We start from the raw sequence: 18,524 nt of genomic DNA, 5'->3' as shown, positions 1-18,524 counted from the left end.
GTTCCGAATCCGAGTCGCGTCCTCGTTGTGGACGCCGGCTCGCCGGCTGACGCTGGACAGCAGCTCGCCGAGGCGTGGTCGTGTCACCGAACGAGACGTCGGGCGAAGGACCGGCACATGCTCCGAGGGGCGGGCGTGCGCGAGGAGCGATTCGTACAGTGGAGGTATGAGTGTGATGAAGGAGACGGGTACCGCGCGGCGGAGCGGACGAGGGTGGACGCGGGCTGCTTTCGTGCTGGGCGTTCTCGCCGTCGTGTCCTACGCCGTCGGATACCTGGCGGTGGCCCACCTGTGGGTGGGCGATCCCCTGGTCATCGGAGTCGCGACCACGCTGCAGTACCTTCTCCCGCTGGCCGGCGTCCTCGTCGGTCATCAGGCGCGACGACACGTCGGTCCTCGCTGGGAGTCGACGGTGGGACTCGTGCTCTCCTACCTCTTCCTGGCCTTTGCCGTGGTGCCGGTCGTCATCGGCTTGGCCGGACTGCTGCTGGCACGCTGATCGATCGACGACCCGGATCATTCAGCGGTTCACGCGATTCGCCGCCGTCTGAACGATCGGCAGCTTCTTCGCACGAAGGGTGGCGGCGAGGAGCCAACCGAGGAGGGAAGCGATTCCTGCCGTGACTGCGTATTCCGTGATGAGGCCCGCGGAGGAGGGCCAGGTCGCGTTTCCCGACGCGAGTACCAGCGCGGTGGAGGCGGCGGCGCCGATCACGAGTCCCAGACCCAGGAACGCGGCCGCCCGCCCGACGCGCGGGGTGCGGCGTGTCCGCCGGTCGAGCCAGAGACTCGAGGGAAGCCATAGGAGTGCGCCCGCGACAGTGAACGCAGCTGCCGTGCCCGCGAGGATCCCTGCTGCGGACCCGCCCGATACATCCCAGCTGCCCACAGTTCGCAGCAGCGCAAGGACCGCAACGGCAGGCCACGCCAGAATGCCCCATGCCAGTTCTCGTGTTTCCATGAGCATCATGGTCCGGCACGTCGGTGAACACGCCATGAATCAGAACGTTCAGCACTCCACGATCATGTGTTCCGTAAGGGGATGGTTGAGCGGGCCATCTTCGTCGTCCGCGTGGACTCATCCCTCCACAGGACCGAGGCACGTCTCGGGGCTGAAATCGGAGGTTGCGGTGGTTGCGTCCGGGCAGAGGCCGGTGGTCCAACCGTGATCATCCGCGTAGGAGTTGTATTCGTTTGTCAGAGAGAAGACGATCCCTGCGTTCCAGGGTGCCGTGTAGGCGAAAGAGACGACGGGATCCCCTTCATCCGTGAGAGAACTCCAGGCGAGCTCCGCCTCCTCGCCCGCTGCTGCTGCCGTGTCGAGGCATGCGACCGCGTTGATGGGCACGAGCTCGGTGTGATCAAGCACGAACTCTCCGCAGGTGTCGGCAGCGTTGCCTTCCTGCACGATCAGCGGCGCGTCGCGCAACGCGCGAGCTGCCCGGATCGGATCACCCTCCGGAGCTGGTGAACCTGAGCACGCGGCGAGCATCAGTGCGCCAGCAGCAATGAGCGCCGTAGCGGCGCAATGCCGTCCCGCCATTCCCTCGCCTGTTCGTTTCACGGCGCCACCGTACTCAAGACCGCGCCTTTGTCTACTTGCAACCGGCAGGCGGGGCCGGCACCGTCCCGTATCGGGATGGTTCACCGGGCCGATCTGGTGCCCGGCCGTGGAAGACTCGTTGGGCCGACGACAGCGGAGCGTGACGCCATTGACTTCAGTAGTGAGCCTCATCCGCTCCAACAGCCTCTCCGGCGCAGCGCAGTATGCGTACGCCGCGACAGTTCCCGCCGGCTCGCGCATGATCTTCCTCGCCGGAGATGTTGCACTGGACGCGGTAGATCCCCTGCCCCGGAGTTGCCGTCACTTCGTCCCTAGTCTTTTCCTATGAACGCATCGAGCTCATTGCCCTCTCTTGACGGTTACCGCTTCGCGGCTGTCCGCGACACAGTCGGCGGCGAAGTAGGACCTGAGACTGTCTTCGACTACCACGAAGCGGACGGCGAGGTGTGGGCCACCTACGCCGGCGGCGCAGTCCGGCGGGGATTCCTTGTCGGCACTCGAACCGGTGACACGGTGGCGTTCCGCTACTGCCAGCTCAACGAGGACGGCGAGACCTCGACGGGATCCTGCGTCTCCGAGATTGTTCTCGACCCAACTGGGCTGCTTCGAATGAAGGAGACGTGGGCCTGGGAATCAAAACCCGGTAATGGCACCAGCGAAGTCACGGAGATCATCGTCCCTCGCCTAGCATCGGTCGTCACAGAACCCCGAACCCGACCCTTTCACGAGTCGTAGAATGAGTGACAAGTTATAGGACAACACTGCTCGGCGCGCCGCGTTTGTGCAGTTGATCGCTAAGTGGCGGCGTCTCTTGATCGTTGCGTGGCGCTAGTAGCCGATGACGAGGATGCTGGCAGCGGCTTCGATGACGTCGTCGGTAATGGTTTGGAGGTCGTTGATCTTGAGCACGCGGGCTATCTGCGGAAAGAGTCGTTCGAGTTGGCGAAAGTTGCCGCGGGTGATGCGTTCGATGGAGGCGATGGCTTGGGCGTCGGTGAAGTCGTCGGGGTCGAGGGTGCGGCCGAGGCGCTTCCAGTGGCGGTCGAGGACGAAGAGGAGTTCGTCGCGACCGAGGGCGCGGTAATGGTGGGAGAAGCCGAGGCGGCTGTAGAGCTGCGGGTAGTGGCGGAAGCGTTGGTCGATGCCGGGCATGCCGATCAGAATTATGGAGAGGTGTTCGCGGTCGTGTCGGTCGCGGAGCAGCTCGAGTGCGGTGGGTGTGAGTCGTTCGGCTTCGTCGATGATGAGTAGCTCGACGAGGTGAGCCACTGGTCGTGCTTTGAAAGGCGGGTCAGGTTCGAGGGAGCGCAGATGTTCGTCGGCGCAGAGGCCGACTTTGATTTGCCAATGGTCGATGTCGTGCATGAGGTCTTTGGGTCGGCAGAGTACTTCGGGTGTGTAGAACACGGTGCGGGATCGGTTGGCGAGGGCGTAGTGCTTGGCGTCGTGATCTCCTCGCGGGCCCCATTCGTTGATGTAGGGCTCGAGAGCGTCCCAGTTCGCATAGCGGCGGGCGGAGTTGGTCTTGCCGACACCAGCATCACCGTGACAGATGCCGATGGTTCGTTCCTTGCGGACGGCGTTGGCGAACTCGGTGAAGCGTCGGTGCTCTTTGGTCACGATGAAGGCCTGGTTCATCACTCGTCCTCTTCATAGGTGCGTAGCCGGCGCCGATGGGGAACGGGCGCGACGCTGTGCGGCTCCTCCCGGACGGTGGCGGTGGGAATGCGGTCGTTGATGACGTGCCGGAGTTGTCGTCGGCGGGCGCGGCGGGCGGCTTCGATGTCGCGGAGGCTGAGTCGGAGGTTGGGGTGAGCTTCGTCGACGGCAACACAGACGAAGGTGTCGCGGTCGTAGACCCGGATCTCTGAGACGTCACGTGGGTCATATCGAATCGTGACGGTGTGCCCGACGAAGGGTGCGAGCGTCGGGGCGAGGTAGCGCTGGCCCTGGAAGTGAATGCCATCGCGCTGCACGACGCGATTCTTCGGAACAGTGAGAAGAAGCCCATCGAGCTGTTCGAGGCTGTCAGGCATACGCGGGAGCCAGCCGTCAGCAACCCATGCGTCTCGCGGAGAGGCTTCGAGCTCGCGATGCGGGCGCTCGTTGTAGGTCCTGACGAAGGCGCCGATCGCCTGGTCGAGGGCCGCCAGATCAAGTACTGGGTGGGGGCTTCTGCTGCCGGGCCCGAGGTGCCCCGGGAGGGTAGCGAGGAGTTCGGTGTTGATGGTGCGGAAGAAGCGTTCGATCTTGCCGCGGCCCTGGGGTCTGCCGACGATGGAATGGATGATGCGGATGCGCAGCTCGATGGCGGTGCGCTCGAGGTGGTGGCTGGTGAAGTCGGAGCCGTGGTCGACGTGGAGAACGTCAGGTATCCCGCACATAGCCCACGTCGGGTCGGGCTTTCTCCAGATCGCCTGACGGAGAGCAAGTGCTGTGTTCATCGCGGACGGTGCCCCGGCGAAGACGATGTAGCCGCAGATCGCGCGCGAATAGTCGTCCATCACGATCGTCAGCCACGGCCGATCGGGCGCGCCCCCGGTGCCCATGATGAGGATGTCGAGTTCGGTGTGATCCGCCTGCGACATGTGGTTGGGACGTTCGGCGCGTCGGCGAAACACCAGCTCGTGCTTGTCTCGATAGGCGGCCGGTCCTTCCAACGCGAGTGTTACGAGCGCCGGGTCTAGAGCTTGCACGATTTCCCTGACGGTGGCGTAGCTCGGCGCCGACAGGCCATGATGATCTGCTTCAGCGCTTGCTAGGCGGTGCAGCGTGGTCAGCGCTGGTCGCGGCCTGCTCAAAGCCAGTCGTTCGATGAACGCCACGAGCTCAGGCGGCGTTCGACGTACACCAGCGTCCGATCGCTGGTGCGGATCGAGAGCAGTGACGCCGCTTTCTCGGTAGAGCTGATGCCAGCGCTGTAGTGTGCGGAGGCCGATGCCGATGTCTCGTGCGAGGGCGGCGAGGGGTATCTGATCTTCGACGTGAAGTCGGAGAATTCGCCACCGCTCGTCACCGTCTATGGCATTTGCTACATGGCGGTGCTCTCGCGGCCGGCGAGGGCTTGCTGGTGACGGTAGAGGGTGGCGCGACTCCAGCCAACGAGTCGTGCTGCGTCTTCGGCGGTGCGGCCCTTCGCTCGAGCATCGGAGGCGATGGCGAGCTTGTCGGCGATTACTGCAGGATCGGACAGTGGGCGGCCGAAGCGTGTGCCGTTCTGCCGCGCCGCTGCGATCCCCGCATTCACCCGCTCGACGATCAGTTCGCGCTCGTACTCGGCGAGGGTGGCCAGCATGTTGAGCATCAGCCGGCCCGTCGACGTCGCCGGATCGATGCCATCAGAGATAGACCGGACGTGGATGCCGCGGTCACGCAGCAGGTTCACCGTGTTCAGGACGTCCATCAAGGAGCGGCCAAGCCGATCAACTCGCCACACGACCACGGTGTCACCGGACTCTGCATGCTCGAGGAGCTTCTTCATCCCTCGGCGCTCGATCGCGGTCTTGCTCCCGGAGGTGACATCAGCGAACACGTCGCGCTTTTGAACGCCGACAGCCACCAGCGCGTCGAGCTGCAACTGCGCATCCTGACTCGATGTGCTCACGCGGGTGTATCCAAGAAGTCTCACTCGACCAGTGTGACTCACAAACTCCTCGCAGTCATGACCCTGAGACGGTTTCTGTTGAGACGCATTTTCGAGACATCTGCGACCTCGGAATCGCGCGGACCCGACACCGCGACAGCGATGCCGACCGGGCGTCTTAGAAAGCTGTTGTTTTCCGAGATGCAGTTGATGTTGCAGGTACGGTGTCTCCGTGCCGAATAGTTTCGCTCCCGTGGACCCCGTCGCGCTCACGCAGTCTTTGATCCGATGTGCTTCGGTCACTCCGAGCGACGACGGAGCCCTCGATGTCGTGGCAGGCGTACTTGAGAGCCTTGGCTTCATCGTTCATCGGCTGGACTTCGATGGCACCCCGAATCTCTACGCCCGCCGAGGAATCGACGGACCGCACCTGTGCTTCGCCGGTCACACCGATGTCGTTCCCCCAGGCTCTAACGAGTGGAGCTCCGACCCCTTCGATGCGACACTCCGCGACGGGACGATCATCGGTCGAGGTGCCAGCGATATGAAGGGCGCCATCGCCGCTTTCCTCGCAGCGGTCTCGCAGACGCAGCCCGAAGTGCTCGACCTTGGGTCGGTCAGCCTCCTGATCACCGGAGACGAAGAGGGGCCGGCCACGGGTGGCACCGTGCGTGTGCTCGAGTGGCTCGCCGATCGCGGCGACATGCCGGACTTCACCCTTGTCGGCGAAGCGACGAACCCGGAGCGGATCGGCGACGTGATCAAGATCGGACGGCGCGGAAGCCTTAACGCCAACCTGACGGTGCGCGGGTTCCAGGGGCACGTTGCCTACCCCCACCTCGTCGACAACCCGGTGCACCGCCTCATCCGCCTTCTCAACCGACTCGCCACAACACCACTCGACGAGGGGTCCGAGTGCTTCGAGCCGTCGAGTCTCCAGATCACCACGATCGACGTCGGCAATGCGGCGAACAACATGGTGCCCGCCGAAGCAACCGCGCATCTGAACATTCGCTTTAACGACCTTCATTCAGCCGAGAGCCTCGAGGGCTTGATCCGCCGGGCGGCAGAAGAGTTCGCAACCGACTTCACCCTCTTAGTCGAGGTAAGTGGCGACCGCTTCATCACTGCTGGATCGAGCCACGTCGCGCTGTTATCCGAGGCGGTGACATCCGTGACCGGGCGAACTCCCTCGTTGGATACCGGCGGAGGAACTTCCGATGCGCGATTCATCGCCCACTATGGCGAGGTCGCCGAATTCGGCCTCATCAGCAGCACAATCCATCAGATCGACGAACACGTCGTGGTAAGCGATCTGCACCAGCTCACAGTGATTTACCGCACGTTTCTCGCGAAATTCCTGACTCGCTGAAATCGTCGGTGATCCGACGCACGCGTAGCGCGACGTCAAGGAGCGATCAAAGACTGCCGCCACAAAGCGATCAACTCCACACCCATGTGCTCATTGCTTCATTTACTCATTTGAGTTCCGGTCGGCGCCGTGCCGAAGGGGTGGTTGCACTCAGTCTACGGACGGGGCCGCCCCCGCCCTCCGATCCATTGAAGGATGCCGATCGTGACGACCGAAACCACGGCGACCAGAAGGAGGAAGGGAAGGGCACCTAGAACCAGGAACAGCACGAAGCTGTCTCCACCCTCGAACCCATCCATGACTGCAGCCGGGACTCAGAAGAGTCAGGACACCGGCATGAGCGGCCCGGTCGTGAAGTCACTGCGACCGTCCCCGCCGCAGACCTGGAAATCGGAGGGCGTGTCGATTCCCGGTCCGGCGCCGTCCGAGGTGACGAGCACCCGGACAGTCGTCGCGGTCGTCGGCGTGCAGTCGTATGCGCCGACCGCCGAGAGCTGGCCCTCCGCCTGCGCCGACTCACCCGGAGCGAGAGCCCCCGGGAACGCTTCCGCACCCGACGTGCCGGCGGTGGTGAGCTGCGTCCCATCGGCGCCGAGCATCAGAACGCCCGGCCACCCGAAGTACGAGCACGCCTGATCCGAGGCGTTCGTGAGCACGATCGCGAACCCTTCCTGGCCCGCCCCGGAAAGCTCGGGCCGGTCCTCCACCGTGACCGTGAGCTGCGTGTCCCGGCATGGGTCCGCCGGCCACACCGGACCAGCCGCCGCCGCACCCGCAGTCGCGGTCGCCGCCGGAGTAGCGGGGGCGGACGTCGGGGCGGCGGTCGCGGTCGACGCCGGCGCGGCGGCCGACGTCGATGCCGGAGCCCCCGCCGTCGAACCGGCGCAACCGACGAGCGCGAACACCGGAACGGCGAGCAGCAGGGCGAGAGTCGAGTGGGAGGTCCGAGTCGTCGTCATCCGGCGAATCTACCTTTGACTGCTCACTCCCAGTGCGAGACGACGGGCGGCGGGACTTCCCGCTCGTGGTTGAGCACTCGAAAAGCGATCGCGAGGACGACGCAGACGCCGGCACCGATCAATGCGGCAGCGCCAGCCACCGTCATCCACAGCGGTTGGACAGCCGAACCGTCCACGCACAGCGGATTCCACAGGAAGCTCTCGGAGCTGGAGTAGCTTCCACGAACCTCGCACGCCTCTGCCGGATCCCACATGTAGAGAGAGGACATCAACCCGAGAGCGGCGGCGAAAACGGTGAAGATCACGGCGAAAACGAGGGGGATCGCGTGATCCGGCCGAGGAGACTGTCTGACGCTCATCGGGAGGGTGCCCCCCCGGAGTTGCCATCTCTCACCACTCATCGCCCAGCTTGCGGAGCCCGTTGTCCTCCGGCAGGGTCTGGCGCGAGTAGTCGTGCAGAACGTCGGGCGACGCAATTTCCTGTCCGTCACGTTCAACTTGACGGCTGGCCGCAATGACGACGCATGTCACGGCCACGATCAACGCCGCAGCAGTCGACAACGTCATCCATATCGGCTGAACGGTTGAACCATCTGAGCACAGCGGGTTCCAGAGGAACCCCTCTCCCGTCAGGCTGCCTCCGCCGCGGGTCCTGCACGTCTCGCTCGGGTCCCACATGTAAATGGAGGCTACGGCTCCCAGGGCGGCTGCAAGACCGCCGAAGACCAAGGCGAGAACGATGGGCGTCGCTGCACTCGGTTGCGGGGGCTCTCCAACGTTCATCGGGACATCATGCACTGCACTCCGAAGGATTGATCAAGAGCCGGAACGCCAGGCCCGGTATCGAGTACCCGCGGGGGGAGGTCATCGCGCCGCGACAGTGAGGTTCAGCTCTTCACCGACGCGCAGAATCTCGTCCGAAGGGAAGCGGAACGGGTTGAGGTAGAACAGGTCATCGGCCGTCATGCCGAATCGTGCCGCGACGTCCTCTGCGAGGTCGTTGCGAGCGACCGTGTACGACGTCGGCACTCCGTCCGCGGATGACACCTCGCCACGCGCTGCTGCACGTGGGCCGGCGTCCCGGGCCACGAGGGTGCTGCGCTGCGGCTCCACGTTCCACTGGACGTCAGCGATGGCGAGGATTTTGGTTGAGCAGTCGGGGTCGTCCTGCGGGCGGGTCGTGAGAACGAGTTGATTGATCGCTGTCGGGTCGCCATGGAACTCTGCGAGGTTCCGCCACGCTTTGTAGGGCTTCCCTGACTCCGCGTCCGCGAGACGCATCGGGAAATCGACGTCGAAACAGGTGGTATCCGCGTCGATCGGATCGAGCGCTCCCATGACCGCTACGGAACCGGAAGACGCGGTGGGGATGACGAGCTCGTCGGATGTCAGGGCCAGCCGGCCGTCCGCCGCGCTCAACTGGACGGCGCCGGTGGTCCCGTCGCTCCCGGTGAACGTCGCTACGCCTAGGTCGCCGGTCAGCGGGGAGGTGAAGCCGTCGTCCGAGTTCGTCGCCAGAGGCGGGGCCGACGGTGCAGGCTGCGCGGTGCATCCCGTCACGACCGCCAGGCATGCCGCGACCGCGACCGTGTTGCGCACTTTCGAGAACGTCCCCACCGGCTCAGGCTAAGCGACGTCATCGCTTTCCTCGTGGTCGCGTCTCGGCCTGAAATGCTCAGCACGGTTCGGAAAGGGGAACGTCTGTCGCGGGCCAGCAGGAAGCCCAACGGCTCCTAGGCTGACCCGATGAGTTCCCCGGCACCGACCCGCCCATTCGTGGGTGTAGCGCGCATCGCCGTCGGTGCAGCCGCGGTCGCGGTGATCCTCCACACCTACGCGCTGAGCATCGTGGCCGGCGAGTCGAATCCGTTCGACTACTTCGGCTACTTCACGAACCAGACCAGCCTCCTCGCGAGCGCGGTGCTCATCGTCGCCGGATCGGTCGCGCTCGCCCGCCGTCCGACGCCGGTGTGGCTGAGCTACGTCCGCGGCGCGGCGACGGCCTACCTGATCGTCGTCGCCGTGATCTACAACACCCTCGTCCCCGGTACCGGGACGGCTCCGCCCTGGGTCAGCGCCGTCCTGCACGTGGTGCTCCCCGCGCTCGTCCTCCTCGACTGGATCGTCGTCGCCGACCGCGGACCGCTCTCCTGGCGCCGGCTGTGGGTGGTCCTGCCCTACCCGATCGTCTGGGTCGTCGTCGTGCTCGTCCGCGGAGCGACCGACGGGTGGGTGCCGTACGGGTTCCTGCTCCCCGAGAACGGAGTGCCGTCGCTCGTCCTGCACGTCGCCGGGCTGACCTGCGCGGTGCTCCTCGCGGGCGCGCTCGTCTGGGCGCTGAGCCGACGCCGTGCCTCATCTAGTTGATGTCTCGTCCCCTCTTGCCGTGGATCACGAGGCGCGCTGACTCCGGACGTCAGGCGCGTCACCTCTCGCGTGCGTCGCGACTCGGCCGCGGCGGGCTCTGATCACGCGCAACACGAGATTGATCACCAGCAACCCCGCTCCAGCCGGGATGGCTCCGGCCGTGAGGATCATCGCTTGGAAAAGGAGCGGCTGGCTCATCGGCACAGGGGTCAAAGACATCGGCAAGACGACGTTCTCGAGCAGGACGGGAAACAGGCCGATAGCGATCCCGCACCAGAGGGCACTCACCACAGCTGGAAGCCACGCGACGAGAACAGGTCGACGCGAAAGCCTCCGGGGAGCGACGTAGCCTCCGACAGCGGCAACGACGATCCAGATGACGACGCCTACTCCGCCGGCACCGATCGCGATGGCCCCTTCGGATGGATCCGCGTCCGTGACCCCCAGAGCCACCATGAAGCTGCTGAACATCAGAACCAGGGCGGCGACCACCGTGACTACGCCGGCAGCGGTCCAGCCGATGAACGCGTTCACAGATCCATCGGATGCTGGAGTCGCCGCCCGCAAACCGGTACCGACGTTCGTTGCTTGCTCAGTCATTGGTGGGACCTCGATGGTGTTCGCGTGGTCGGAGGACGGCTTGAAGTCGGAGTTTGGCTCGTTGGTGTCGGCCGCGTGCTGTCGATTCGCTGATCCCGAGGATTGTCGCGGCTTCGGGGAGGGTGAAGCCGTCCCAGAGGATGAGCCGGATCAGTTCGGATTGATTCTCCGGGAGGGCGTCGAGGGCTGTGCAGATGTCGAGGGTGTCCGCGCCGACGGGATCGGGTCGGTGGGCGTCGAAGTGCTGGCGGAGTTTCTGCGTGAGGTCGTCGTGTCGGATGGCTCCTCGTGCAGCGTTCGAGTGGACTCGGCGGGCGACTCCGAAGAGCCACATGCGTGCTCGCTCGGGGTCGGCGGGCAGCTGCTCGATGCGTCGCCAAGCGACGATGAAGGTCTCACTGAGAAGGTCAGCGGCGTCAGCGGGAACGGTGACTCGTCGGCCGAAGTAGCTGAGCAGATCCGCTGCGTTCGCGGCGTGGAGGCTCTCGAGCGCCGCGTCCTGGTCGGACCGGCGTCGTCGCGCGATCACTCGGTAGTCCCGGGGGAATCGCTGTCGCACTGTCCCGCCATCTCGATGGAGGTGCTGGTCGTGAAGTAGCCGGCCTCCTCGAGCACATCCCGGATCTCGTCGCCCATGAGAGAGCTGGCGATCACCCCAGGGGTCGCGTCAGGAATGTCTGCCGGGCGGCCGGCGGCTTCCGCCGCAGCGTTCGCCTCATCGATCCCCGCCTGATTCGACGCCAGGGCCGCCTCGATGGCCTCCGGAGTGACACGGGCAATGACCGGATCCCAGTCGTGCTGCGCGAGGAACTCGCGAGCCCTCTCGGTCAGCTCGTCGGTCTCCTCGTCGGAGAGCCCGCCGCCGTACTCCGGTTGGATGCGGGCGACGACTGCGCAGGTCCCGATGTCGGCACCCTCGGTGAGCTCGAACGCGCGCTGCACGGCGACGTCCGGAGTCCAGCCGACCCATTGCAGCAGCGACGGCCCTGCGACGGCGGCCGTGGTTCCGACTCCGACCAGTCCGATCGCCAGAACCGTCGCTCCGACTCCTGAGCGGAACCACGAACGTCGCGGCGGACGCCTCTCGGCCACTGCCCGGGCAATGCCGCGCGCGGCGTCGGCGGCCGCCGGATCCTCGCCCAGCGCCGGCGGCGCAGCTCGTCGCACCAGATCGTCCAGATCGTCCATGCCCGTTCCCCCTCGGTGATTGCTCGTCACTACCGACGTGTCCGGCCGAGGCTCGTTCTTAACGTCGGCCGCGGAGATTCACGCGCCGGCTAGGGCTGGTTGAAGGATTCTCTGGCGTCGGTGATGGTGCTTCCGTCGCGGAGGGTGAGCGTGACGGCGAAGGTCGGCTCCGGTCCGCCGCGGCCCGTCTCGCCTCCCTCGGTGAGGCCGGTTCCGGGCCACCACGCGGCCCAGTGGCCGTCTGTGATCGTGGCGATGACGCTCGTGCCGTCGCCGGTGCGGATGGTGAGCCCGGTCACGTCCGAGCCGACGTCGCCGCTGGTGAAGGCGGCGGGCGGGAGGTTCTCGCCGGCGAACTGGCTGATGCCGCCCTGCGTGTACTCGTCAGCGAGCGGAGTGAAGCCGCCCTCGCTTCCAGTGGAACTGATGAGCGACCTCCCAGCAGCGCTCGTCCCAGCCGGGATCTCGATGAGGCACGCCCGCTGACTGGGCGTCGTGTACGAGAGCAGCACCCAATCGCCGCGCCGTTCCCCGATTGCCGGCTGCCCGAGCTGCTCCGCGTCACCTGACGCACACGCAGCGCCCGCGACGGTCAGGTCGGACGTGCTGGCAACCTCCGCGGTCGACGTCCACGAGGCGTACGCGCGGGAGTCGACACCGGACGGCAGGACGGCGAGAGCGACTCCCAGTGCTGCGGCCGCGAGCCCTGCGGGAAGGATGAACTGCCATCCCCGAGGGCGCCGAGCGGCGGGCTCTCGAGCGGCCACCGGGTCGCTGTGGAGGATCATCTGGAGCCGCGCTGCGGCGGCTTCGTGGGCCGGGCCGTCGAGCTCGTAGTGGGCGGCCGGGTCGAGGTCTTTCGTGGCGAGGAGTTCGGGCGTGGTCATAATGCCTCCAAGGCGGGCGAGTCGGCGTGGTGCTGGTGCGAAGGGGGATCGAGCAGTGCCCGAAGTGCGGTGCGTGCTCGGTGAAGTCGGAGTCGGAAGGCGACGGCGGTGATGCCGAGCACTCCGGCCGCGGAGGGGGAGCCGAGTCCTTCCCAGGCCGTCAGCGCGATCGCTTCCTGGTGCTGCGGTTTGAGCTGCTGCCACGCCTGGTAGAGGTCGAGTCGGGTCGCGATCGCGTCCTCCGGTGACCGCGCGGCCGCGTCGGTGGTGGCGGCGACCCGGATCGTGAGCGCGGTGGTGCGCTGCTGACTGCGGAGGTCGTTGAGGAGACAGTTCCGGGCGATGGTGAATAGCCACGCCCGCGCGGCCTCGTCCTCTGATGGCGCGGTGTCGTGCCGGCGCCAGGCGATCAGGAACGCCTCGTGCGCGAGGTCGGCGGCGCGCTCGGGGTCAGTGCGACGTCTCAGGAATCTGACGACGCTGACGTATTCGCGTTCGTACAGTTCGGAGAAGCTCGCCTCGCGGGCGGACTGTGATGGGCTCATACCTGGGACATGTCGCCAGCCGGGCTGCTGTTACAGATGCTCGACCAGTTGATGTTCTGTTCCACTCCGGGATCTCGGCTGCGGATCCGTTTGCGAATGATGAAGCCCGCGTTCAGCATGTCAGGCGTCTAGGGCGCCGGGCAGCTTCCTTTCGAGTCGCGCTGCTCGGCTCGCGGCGAGTCCGATCGCCAGCAACACGCCACACACGATGGGGAGTTGCAGTCCAGCCGGCAGCGCTGGGTACATCGGGAAGACCATTGCTCCGAGCGCCTCGATTCCGATCAGCAGGACAGGCAGGCCGATGAGTACGAGCGTCGAGACCGCGGCGGTGACTCGTCCGCGCCAGGGGAGCGCTGTGAGCAGGCCGAGCGCTGCGATAGGCGCCGCTGTCGAGAGGCCGGGACCAAGCCACCCTGCGGACGCCGACACGAAAGCGATGATCAGTTCCGCGGCAGAAGCCGCCAGTGCCATGCCGCGGGCGGCACCTGTTCGTCCGGCCATCGCGAGCCCGAGCGCGACAACGAAAGCGGCTCCCGCGAAGACGGAGGGATTGGTGAACGGTCCGATCGCGCCGGGATAGTTGATCCCCGGTGACCAGTTGATCGTGAAGTAGAAGATGAAGAACGCCGTGGCTAGAGCGAGCGGAATGATCGCGGCCGGCGATCGGCCAGCGTGCGAACGGAAGTGGTGACGCACCCCACCGACCATCAAAGTGACTCGCTGTCCGAGCGTGGGGCGGGACCGGCCTGCGTCGTCGGCTTCGTCCAACAGGATGCCGAGCAGCACCTCACCGTGCTCCGCCCTCCATACGGGCGGGTACCAGCGCAACGCGCGTCGGAAGCGGTCGGCTCGGTAGGCGTCATCGTTCGTCGTCATGCCGTTCTCCAATCGGGGGCGTGGCCAGGTCGGATCGCTGCGGTGGGAACGAGTCCGAGGTTCGCCCGCGCTCGGCGCGCGCTGGCTTCCATGCGATCGACCTCGACACCGAGCGCAGTACGGCCGGCGTCAGTCAGTCGGAAGTAGCGACGGACTCGACCGTTGATCCGCTCGTCTCCATCGGAAGAAATAAGACCCTCCGTATCGAGCCGTTCAAGTGCCGCGTAGAGCGTCGTCACTCGAAGGCGCACGCGATCCTCGGACTGCTCCTCGATCTCCTGGAGGAGCGCGTAACCGTGGCGCCGACCTGTCGCCAACGTGGTCAAGATCCAGAACGTCGTCTCTCGCATCTCGCCGGCCATGATCTGAACCATACTCCAACGCTCGCACTATGAGTCAACCAGTGGCTCCGCTGCAGTCGTGCGCGTGGGTCGAGCGGTTGCGCGGGGTCCCTCTCCACCGAGCGACGGTCCCGTATGGGGATCGTTCACCGGTACACGCAGACGCGACACCGAGTGTCGTTCCTCACGCTCCCTTGCACAACTCTCCGCTTCGCAGCGGTACTCGTGCAGACGACCGTGAGCATCTGGCCGCTCAGGGTCGTCTGCATTTCTGACGTGAGCGCGGGTCAGCCTGTCGCGTAGAAGAAGTCTTCATCCAAACGTTGGCGCATCGCGGGCGTTCACGTGTGGCCACTGTCTGATGGGCTACCTCTCGAGGGCGACGGACCCGAAGGACGGGTAGTCGGGTCCTTCGTAGTTCATGGCGGTAAGGGTCTTGATGGCCGGCATGATGTGGGCTCCGGGTATCGCGATCTCCTGGTTTGGCTGTTCCGGATCCAGGGGAGCAATATCGAACGAGTAGCCCGCGGTATCGACCCATGCGCCCGAGCTTTCCTGCTCGAGCGCACCCTCTATGAGGTGCAGCCTCAGACTGGAGGCTTCTCCGGTCGAGAACCCGGTGAGGACTGCCCAGGTTGACCCGTCCGCGCGGCGCTCGATCAGGACCGATCCTGTCGTCTCGGTCTGCTGACTAACGAAGTCGCCCCTTAGGGGGAGCTGCTGCTCGAAAGCACTGAGCTGAGAGTCATCAGACGCGGCCGGCCCCGGCGCTCCAGCCGAATCGACGCCTGATGATTCGACAGCGTTGGTCGATGATCCGTCGCCGGGGCTCTCGTTCCCGGTGCAGCCGGACAGTACGAGTACGCAGGCTATGGCCGCAATGGTGAACGTGATTCCGGTTCTGCTGATCCCCATGGCCCGATCCTGGCATGAGGTCGCCAGGGTCGTCAGGGTGCCGCCCTTCGCCCCTGATGTGTATCTCTCAACGCTTCGATCTCGTGCGACCTGTTCGAGGTTGTCTGCGCTCCCGACGCGAGCGTTACGCGGTTGCTTCATGCTTCAGGCCCAGATTGCGCGAAGTATGGCGACCGCGTCGTCTAGGGAGACGTTGGCGGAAGTTGCGGAGTCCGCGAGGGCGCGTGCGTGTTCTACGACGAGTTGGGGTGCGCGTGATGCTCCTGGCGCGACGCGGGTGCCGGCTGCGGTGCGGGTGACGACGAGGCCGTCTTGTTCGAGGGTCTTGTAGGCCTTGGCGGCGGTGGCTTGGGCGACTCCGAAGTCTCGGGCTGTCTGGCGGACGGTCGGAAGGCGTTCGCCGTCACCGAGCTGTCCAGCCTGGATAGCTCCACGGAAGCGTTCGGTGATTTCCTCCGCGGTCTTGATCGTCAGTGTGGTCACCGCGCCACTCCGTCAAAGGGGAGCGTCTCGATGAGCGGCATGCGTGCGCGCCGCAGTGCGGCGGCGGAGCGGAGGGTGTCGGTCGCGACCCGGAGTAGGAGTGCGACCCCGATGCCCTGGCCGAGGAATCCGGCGTAGAGGAGGGGCTGCGCGAAGGCACGGTAGGCGCTGCCGACGTAGACGAGGTTTCCGCTTGCGGTGCTCTGTCCGTCGACTCCGACGATGATCGTTCCGATGTCTCCTGCGTGCATCCAGACGGCGCCGAGCGTTGTGATCAGCCCGCCGAGCAGAAGCAGGGTGAAGAGGCGGGCGGTGAGTTCACGTTCTGGGCGGACGCTGGTCGCGGTCGATCGAGCGCGCAGTGGCCGGTTGGCGTCCGTGCGGAGCGCGAGGACGAGTGCGGCCACGGCGAGGGCGAGGGTGATCAGGGTGGCGAGGTAATTCGGCCAGCCGACGCCGGCGATGTAGCCGTAGTTCGCGTTGAAGGGCATGTAGATCGGCAGGGTCGTGTGCTCGGGCACGTTGCCGAGGAAGAAGGCGTCTTCTGGTGCGGTGGTGGCGATCACTGTCTGCCAGATCGAGGTGAGTGCGAGCAGCGCGGTGGTGACCGCTCCGATCCACAGCAACGGACGAGAAGCGAACTCGTGCCAACGACGCTGAGGAGCGACCGCTGTCTCGCCAGGCGCAGGAAGAGGCTCGCGGCGCACCAGGAGCATGGCCACCGTCACGACGAGTGCTGCGACGAGCAGGTGAGCGGGCCGCCGCCACCATCCCTCGAATCCGGTGGTATCCGCCGGCGTGCTCACGTGGACGACGACCGCCACCACGATCACGAGGAGCGCGCCGGCTACACCCGCCCACGTCAGCGTCGACGCGCGACGTCCGCTGGCGGGCAGCGAGATAATCCGGCGCGGGTACGCCCACGACAGCACGAAGCAGATGAGCCCGATGGTCGCCGGAGCGGCGACGGCCGAGAGGAGTTGATACACCTCTCGAGGAATGAACAGGGACATGCGACCTCCACAGCGGACACCAGCGGCGACGACTTCGCCTTGTGCGAGGAAGCTAGCACAAACTTGTTCTAGGTAGAAAGCTCAAAGAGCGCGGATCGGAGCGCACCACCACTACCGTCAGGATGAGGAAACGGATCCATTGCCGGTGCCCGCGAAGTACCGCCAGCCGAAAGCGACGGTCAGGGCGAAGGACGCATCCATTGCGCGGACGTCCGCGGGAGTCGACTCGGTGATCGACCCTTCGTAGGACTGGCGGTTGAAGCCCTGAGGGAGCGGGAGGTCATGGACCTGAAGTCTCGATGCGGCGACGAGAGTCCACCGGACGGTAGCCGTCTCGTTGGCTCCTCCACCGGGAAGACCACGACCACCACCACCGGAGATGTCACCGCTCTGCAGTAAGTCGACGCCGACCAGGGAATCAACGACTCTTCCTCCTGCGCCGTGTATTCCGTTGGTCGCGAGGAATCTGTCGACGGCTTCGGCCGCTGCGAGCTGATCGGTGCCATCCACCGCATAGACGATTCCACCGCCGAATCTGCAGACCGTCGTGATCACCGACCCTGACTCGCCGATCTGATCGGATCCTCCCTCGCCAAAGCACCAGTCCTCCGTCGCCCGTGCCACCTCTCGCACGCCCGGCACGGCCTCCACCGCCATCGCCTCGTCAAACAGCGGACGCGTGTCTTGCCGCGCTGCCGCGACCATCGGCGAGGTTGGTGACGGGCCGGGAACGTCAGCGGCACAACCGCAGAGCGAGGTCACAACGGCTGCAAGAGCGAGCGAACCCCGCCAGCGAAGTCGGCTTTCACGGCCAAAGTCAGGTCGCGCGTGCATGCGCCCACCGTACGACGCTCTGGCTCGTGCCGCCCAGGCTGCGTACCCGACTACCCATCGTCACGGAACGTGATCCCAGCCGTTCACGACACCTAGAATGAGTGACCAGTTACGTGACACCTTTACTCGGCGCGCCATCCTGCCAGCATCACGTCACGTATTCGGCCGTATAAGTGACAGGAGTCAGCGGTGCTCGTCGGGTACATGCGCGTCTCGAAGACCGACGGGACGCAGACCACCGATCCGCAGCGCGACGCGCTGCTCGCGGCCGGCGTCGAGGATGCTCAGCTGTACTCCGACCTCGCATCCGGCCGGAAGGATGATCGCCCGGGCCTGCTGTCGTGCCTGAAAGCACTGCGCGAGGGCGACACGCTCGTGGTGTGGAAGCTCGACCGGCTCGGACGCGACCTTCACCACCTCGTGAACACGGTCCATGACCTCACCGCGCGCGGCATCGGGCTGAAAGTGCTCACGGGTCAGGGGGCGGCGATCGACACGACCACCGCGGCCGGCAAGCTGGTCTTCGGGATCTTCGCGGCCCTCGCCGAGTTCGAGCGCGAGCTCATCTCCGAACGAACCATCGCGGGCCTCGCGTCCGCTCGAGCACGGGGTCGGGTCGGCGGGCGCCCGTTCACCATGACGCCCGCCAAGGTGCGACTCGCAATGGCGTCGATGGGCAAGCCGGAAACGAACATCGGGGCTCTCTGCACAGAACTCGGCATCTCCCGCCAGACGCTCTACCGCCACGTCTCGCCCACGGGTGAGGTGCGACCAGACGGCCTCCGCGTCCTCGGGCGGAAGACCACCTAGACGCAGCTGGCCGACGTCGGCGTACGCTCCGAAAGACGGCTCCGGTAGTTGTGCAGACGACCTTGAAGATCTGTGCAGAGGACCTCGAGAACTGACAACCGCGAACGTCATCAGATCGTTGAAAGGTTGACTGATCAGCGTCCCGTTAAGGGATGGTCGACCGGACGGCCGGTAGGGGTCGTTCTCA

The 18,524-nt window shown here is 65.7% G+C and carries 25 protein-coding genes; 5 read left to right on the top strand and 20 right to left on the bottom strand.

Features of this window, described 5'->3' with window-relative positions; translation table 11 throughout:
* Positions 1–166 precede the first annotated feature (166 nt).
* Entirely contained in the window at positions 167–499 is a 333-nt protein-coding gene (locus tag C5C69_RS13805; RefSeq protein ID WP_104226378.1) for a hypothetical protein, read from the top strand.
* A gap of 21 nt (positions 500–520) precedes the next feature.
* Here C5C69_RS13805 and C5C69_RS16735 read toward each other — a convergent pair whose 3' ends face one another.
* Positions 521–961, bottom strand: a complete 441-nt coding sequence (locus C5C69_RS16735; RefSeq protein ID WP_146080946.1) for a hypothetical protein — start codon at positions 959–961, stop codon at positions 521–523.
* A 117-nt stretch (positions 962–1,078) separates the two neighbouring features.
* A complete protein-coding gene (locus tag C5C69_RS13800) occupies positions 1,079–1,564 on the bottom strand; it encodes a hypothetical protein (protein ID WP_146080945.1) in 486 nt (161 codons plus the stop codon).
* Between the two features lie 324 nt (positions 1,565–1,888).
* Here C5C69_RS13800 and C5C69_RS13790 point away from each other — a divergent pair, with 324 nt between their 5' ends.
* A complete protein-coding gene (locus C5C69_RS13790; RefSeq protein WP_104223373.1) occupies positions 1,889–2,299 on the top strand; it encodes a hypothetical protein in 411 nt (136 codons plus the stop codon).
* 93 nt (positions 2,300–2,392) lie between these two features.
* Here C5C69_RS13790 and C5C69_RS13785 read toward each other — a convergent pair whose 3' ends face one another.
* Genes C5C69_RS13785 through C5C69_RS13775 form a run of 3 tightly spaced genes read right to left on the bottom strand, consistent with a single transcriptional unit; the run spans position 2,393 to position 5,192 of the window.
* On the bottom strand, positions 2,393–3,202 hold the full coding sequence (locus tag C5C69_RS13785) for an AAA family ATPase (protein WP_104258141.1): 810 nt from the start codon (positions 3,200–3,202) through the stop codon (positions 2,393–2,395).
* The gene (locus tag C5C69_RS13780) at positions 3,202–4,587 is read right to left on the bottom strand and encodes a Mu transposase C-terminal domain-containing protein (RefSeq protein ID WP_104258140.1); all 1,386 of its coding nucleotides are present in this window, start codon (positions 4,585–4,587) and stop codon (positions 3,202–3,204) included. Before C5C69_RS13780 ends, C5C69_RS13785 begins: the two co-directional genes overlap by 1 nt.
* A gap of 8 nt (positions 4,588–4,595) precedes the next feature.
* Positions 4,596–5,192 carry a recombinase family protein gene (locus C5C69_RS13775; RefSeq protein ID WP_104223370.1) on the bottom strand — a complete coding sequence of 199 codons (597 nt, stop codon included), beginning with the start codon at positions 5,190–5,192 and terminating at the stop codon, positions 4,596–4,598.
* A 208-nt stretch (positions 5,193–5,400) separates the two neighbouring features.
* Here C5C69_RS13775 and dapE point away from each other — a divergent pair, with 208 nt between their 5' ends.
* Positions 5,401–6,519: a succinyl-diaminopimelate desuccinylase gene (dapE, locus tag C5C69_RS13770; protein ID WP_219812381.1), complete on the top strand. Its 1,119-nt coding sequence runs from the start codon at positions 5,401–5,403 to the stop codon at positions 6,517–6,519.
* A gap of 323 nt (positions 6,520–6,842) precedes the next feature.
* Here the strand turns inward: dapE and C5C69_RS17305 are convergent, their stop codons facing one another.
* The 4 genes from C5C69_RS17305 to C5C69_RS13750 all read right to left on the bottom strand — a co-directional run bounded on the left by C5C69_RS17305 (position 6,843) and on the right by C5C69_RS13750 (position 9,095).
* Positions 6,843–7,478 carry a DUF4232 domain-containing protein gene (locus tag C5C69_RS17305; protein ID WP_104223368.1) on the bottom strand — a complete coding sequence of 212 codons (636 nt, stop codon included), beginning with the start codon at positions 7,476–7,478 and terminating at the stop codon, positions 6,843–6,845.
* 23 nt (positions 7,479–7,501) lie between these two features.
* Positions 7,502–7,783: a hypothetical protein gene (locus C5C69_RS13760; RefSeq protein WP_104223367.1), complete on the bottom strand. Its 282-nt coding sequence runs from the start codon at positions 7,781–7,783 to the stop codon at positions 7,502–7,504.
* An 85-nt stretch (positions 7,784–7,868) separates the two neighbouring features.
* Entirely contained in the window at positions 7,869–8,045 is a 177-nt protein-coding gene (locus tag C5C69_RS17055; protein ID WP_181027276.1) for a hypothetical protein, read from the bottom strand.
* A gap of 297 nt (positions 8,046–8,342) precedes the next feature.
* A complete protein-coding gene (locus C5C69_RS13750) occupies positions 8,343–9,095 on the bottom strand; it encodes a LysM domain-containing protein (protein WP_104258137.1) in 753 nt (250 codons plus the stop codon).
* A 129-nt stretch (positions 9,096–9,224) separates the two neighbouring features.
* Between C5C69_RS13750 and C5C69_RS13745 the strand changes: the two genes are divergently transcribed.
* On the top strand, positions 9,225–9,845 hold the full coding sequence (locus tag C5C69_RS13745; RefSeq protein WP_104258136.1) for a Pr6Pr family membrane protein: 621 nt from the start codon (positions 9,225–9,227) through the stop codon (positions 9,843–9,845).
* Positions 9,846–9,869: 24 nt separating this feature from the next.
* Here C5C69_RS13745 and C5C69_RS13740 read toward each other — a convergent pair whose 3' ends face one another.
* From C5C69_RS13740 to C5C69_RS13685, 11 genes are all read right to left on the bottom strand, one after another.
* Positions 9,870–10,379: a hypothetical protein gene (locus C5C69_RS13740; RefSeq protein ID WP_104258135.1), complete on the bottom strand. Its 510-nt coding sequence runs from the start codon at positions 10,377–10,379 to the stop codon at positions 9,870–9,872.
* A 58-nt stretch (positions 10,380–10,437) separates the two neighbouring features.
* Entirely contained in the window at positions 10,438–10,974 is a 537-nt protein-coding gene (locus tag C5C69_RS17470; RefSeq protein WP_181127067.1) for a sigma-70 family RNA polymerase sigma factor, read from the bottom strand.
* The gene (locus C5C69_RS16730; protein WP_146083638.1) at positions 10,971–11,633 is read right to left on the bottom strand and encodes a hypothetical protein; all 663 of its coding nucleotides are present in this window, start codon (positions 11,631–11,633) and stop codon (positions 10,971–10,973) included. The genes C5C69_RS17470 and C5C69_RS16730 overlap by 4 nt, the downstream gene beginning before the upstream one ends.
* An 89-nt stretch (positions 11,634–11,722) precedes the next feature.
* Positions 11,723–12,520: a hypothetical protein gene (locus tag C5C69_RS13725; protein WP_104258132.1), complete on the bottom strand. Its 798-nt coding sequence runs from the start codon at positions 12,518–12,520 to the stop codon at positions 11,723–11,725.
* Entirely contained in the window at positions 12,517–13,065 is a 549-nt protein-coding gene (locus C5C69_RS13720) for an RNA polymerase sigma factor (protein ID WP_104258131.1), read from the bottom strand. The genes C5C69_RS13725 and C5C69_RS13720 overlap by 4 nt, the downstream gene beginning before the upstream one ends.
* A gap of 120 nt (positions 13,066–13,185) precedes the next feature.
* Positions 13,186–13,941: a hypothetical protein gene (locus tag C5C69_RS13715; RefSeq protein WP_104258130.1), complete on the bottom strand. Its 756-nt coding sequence runs from the start codon at positions 13,939–13,941 to the stop codon at positions 13,186–13,188.
* The gene (locus C5C69_RS13710; protein ID WP_219812216.1) at positions 13,938–14,315 is read right to left on the bottom strand and encodes a PadR family transcriptional regulator; all 378 of its coding nucleotides are present in this window, start codon (positions 14,313–14,315) and stop codon (positions 13,938–13,940) included. The genes C5C69_RS13715 and C5C69_RS13710 overlap by 4 nt, the downstream gene beginning before the upstream one ends.
* Positions 14,316–14,648: 333 nt before the next feature.
* On the bottom strand, positions 14,649–15,197 hold the full coding sequence (locus tag C5C69_RS13705; RefSeq protein ID WP_104258129.1) for a hypothetical protein: 549 nt from the start codon (positions 15,195–15,197) through the stop codon (positions 14,649–14,651).
* Positions 15,198–15,341: 144 nt separating this feature from the next.
* Positions 15,342–15,680 (bottom strand): GntR family transcriptional regulator, encoded by a 339-nt coding sequence (locus tag C5C69_RS13700; protein ID WP_104258128.1) that lies wholly within the window; start codon positions 15,678–15,680, stop codon positions 15,342–15,344.
* Positions 15,677–16,693, bottom strand: a complete 1,017-nt coding sequence (locus C5C69_RS16725) for a hypothetical protein (protein WP_146083637.1) — start codon at positions 16,691–16,693, stop codon at positions 15,677–15,679. The genes C5C69_RS13700 and C5C69_RS16725 overlap by 4 nt, the downstream gene beginning before the upstream one ends.
* 117 nt (positions 16,694–16,810) lie before the next feature.
* Positions 16,811–17,344, bottom strand: a complete 534-nt coding sequence (locus tag C5C69_RS13685; protein WP_146078879.1) for a hypothetical protein — start codon at positions 17,342–17,344, stop codon at positions 16,811–16,813.
* 372 nt (positions 17,345–17,716) lie between these two features.
* On the opposite strand from C5C69_RS13685, the gene C5C69_RS13680 reads away from it, so the two are divergent.
* Complete coding sequence (locus tag C5C69_RS13680) at positions 17,717–18,337, top strand: recombinase family protein (protein ID WP_104258124.1); 621 nt, start codon at positions 17,717–17,719, stop codon at positions 18,335–18,337.
* Positions 18,338–18,524: the final 187 nt, after the last annotated feature.

The sequence above is a fragment of the Rathayibacter sp. AY1C7 genome, from assembly GCF_002931865.1.
Classification (GTDB): Bacteria; Actinomycetota; Actinomycetes; order Actinomycetales; family Microbacteriaceae; genus Rathayibacter.
The sequence above is the reverse complement of the archived record's forward strand: the minus strand, read 5'-3'. Positions and strand labels throughout refer to the sequence as shown.

Excerpts from the sequence above, each read along its gene's own strand:
- C5C69_RS13805 (WP_104226378.1), top strand. The coding sequence starts at position 167 with ATGAGTGTGATGAAGGAGACGGGTACCGCGCGGCGGAGCGGACGAGGG.
- C5C69_RS16735 (WP_146080946.1), bottom strand. The coding sequence starts at position 961 with ATGGAAACACGAGAACTGGCATGGGGCATTCTGGCGTGGCCTGCCGTT.
- C5C69_RS13790 (WP_104223373.1), top strand. The coding sequence starts at position 1,889 with ATGAACGCATCGAGCTCATTGCCCTCTCTTGACGGTTACCGCTTCGCG.
- C5C69_RS13785 (WP_104258141.1), bottom strand. The coding sequence starts at position 3,202 with ATGAACCAGGCCTTCATCGTGACCAAAGAGCACCGACGCTTCACCGAG.
- C5C69_RS17305 (WP_104223368.1), bottom strand. The coding sequence starts at position 7,478 with ATGACGACGACTCGGACCTCCCACTCGACTCTCGCCCTGCTGCTCGCC.
- C5C69_RS17055 (WP_181027276.1), bottom strand. The coding sequence starts at position 8,045 with ATGACGTTGTCGACTGCTGCGGCGTTGATCGTGGCCGTGACATGCGTC.
- C5C69_RS13745 (WP_104258136.1), top strand. The coding sequence starts at position 9,225 with ATGAGTTCCCCGGCACCGACCCGCCCATTCGTGGGTGTAGCGCGCATC.
- C5C69_RS16730 (WP_146083638.1), bottom strand. The coding sequence starts at position 11,633 with ATGGACGATCTGGACGATCTGGTGCGACGAGCTGCGCCGCCGGCGCTG.
- C5C69_RS13725 (WP_104258132.1), bottom strand. The coding sequence starts at position 12,520 with ATGACCACGCCCGAACTCCTCGCCACGAAAGACCTCGACCCGGCCGCC.
- C5C69_RS13720 (WP_104258131.1), bottom strand. The coding sequence starts at position 13,065 with ATGAGCCCATCACAGTCCGCCCGCGAGGCGAGCTTCTCCGAACTGTAC.
- C5C69_RS13715 (WP_104258130.1), bottom strand. The coding sequence starts at position 13,941 with ATGACGACGAACGATGACGCCTACCGAGCCGACCGCTTCCGACGCGCG.
- C5C69_RS13710 (WP_219812216.1), bottom strand. The coding sequence starts at position 14,315 with ATGGTTCAGATCATGGCCGGCGAGATGCGAGAGACGACGTTCTGGATC.
- C5C69_RS13705 (WP_104258129.1), bottom strand. The coding sequence starts at position 15,197 with ATGGGGATCAGCAGAACCGGAATCACGTTCACCATTGCGGCCATAGCC.
- C5C69_RS16725 (WP_146083637.1), bottom strand. The coding sequence starts at position 16,693 with ATGTCCCTGTTCATTCCTCGAGAGGTGTATCAACTCCTCTCGGCCGTC.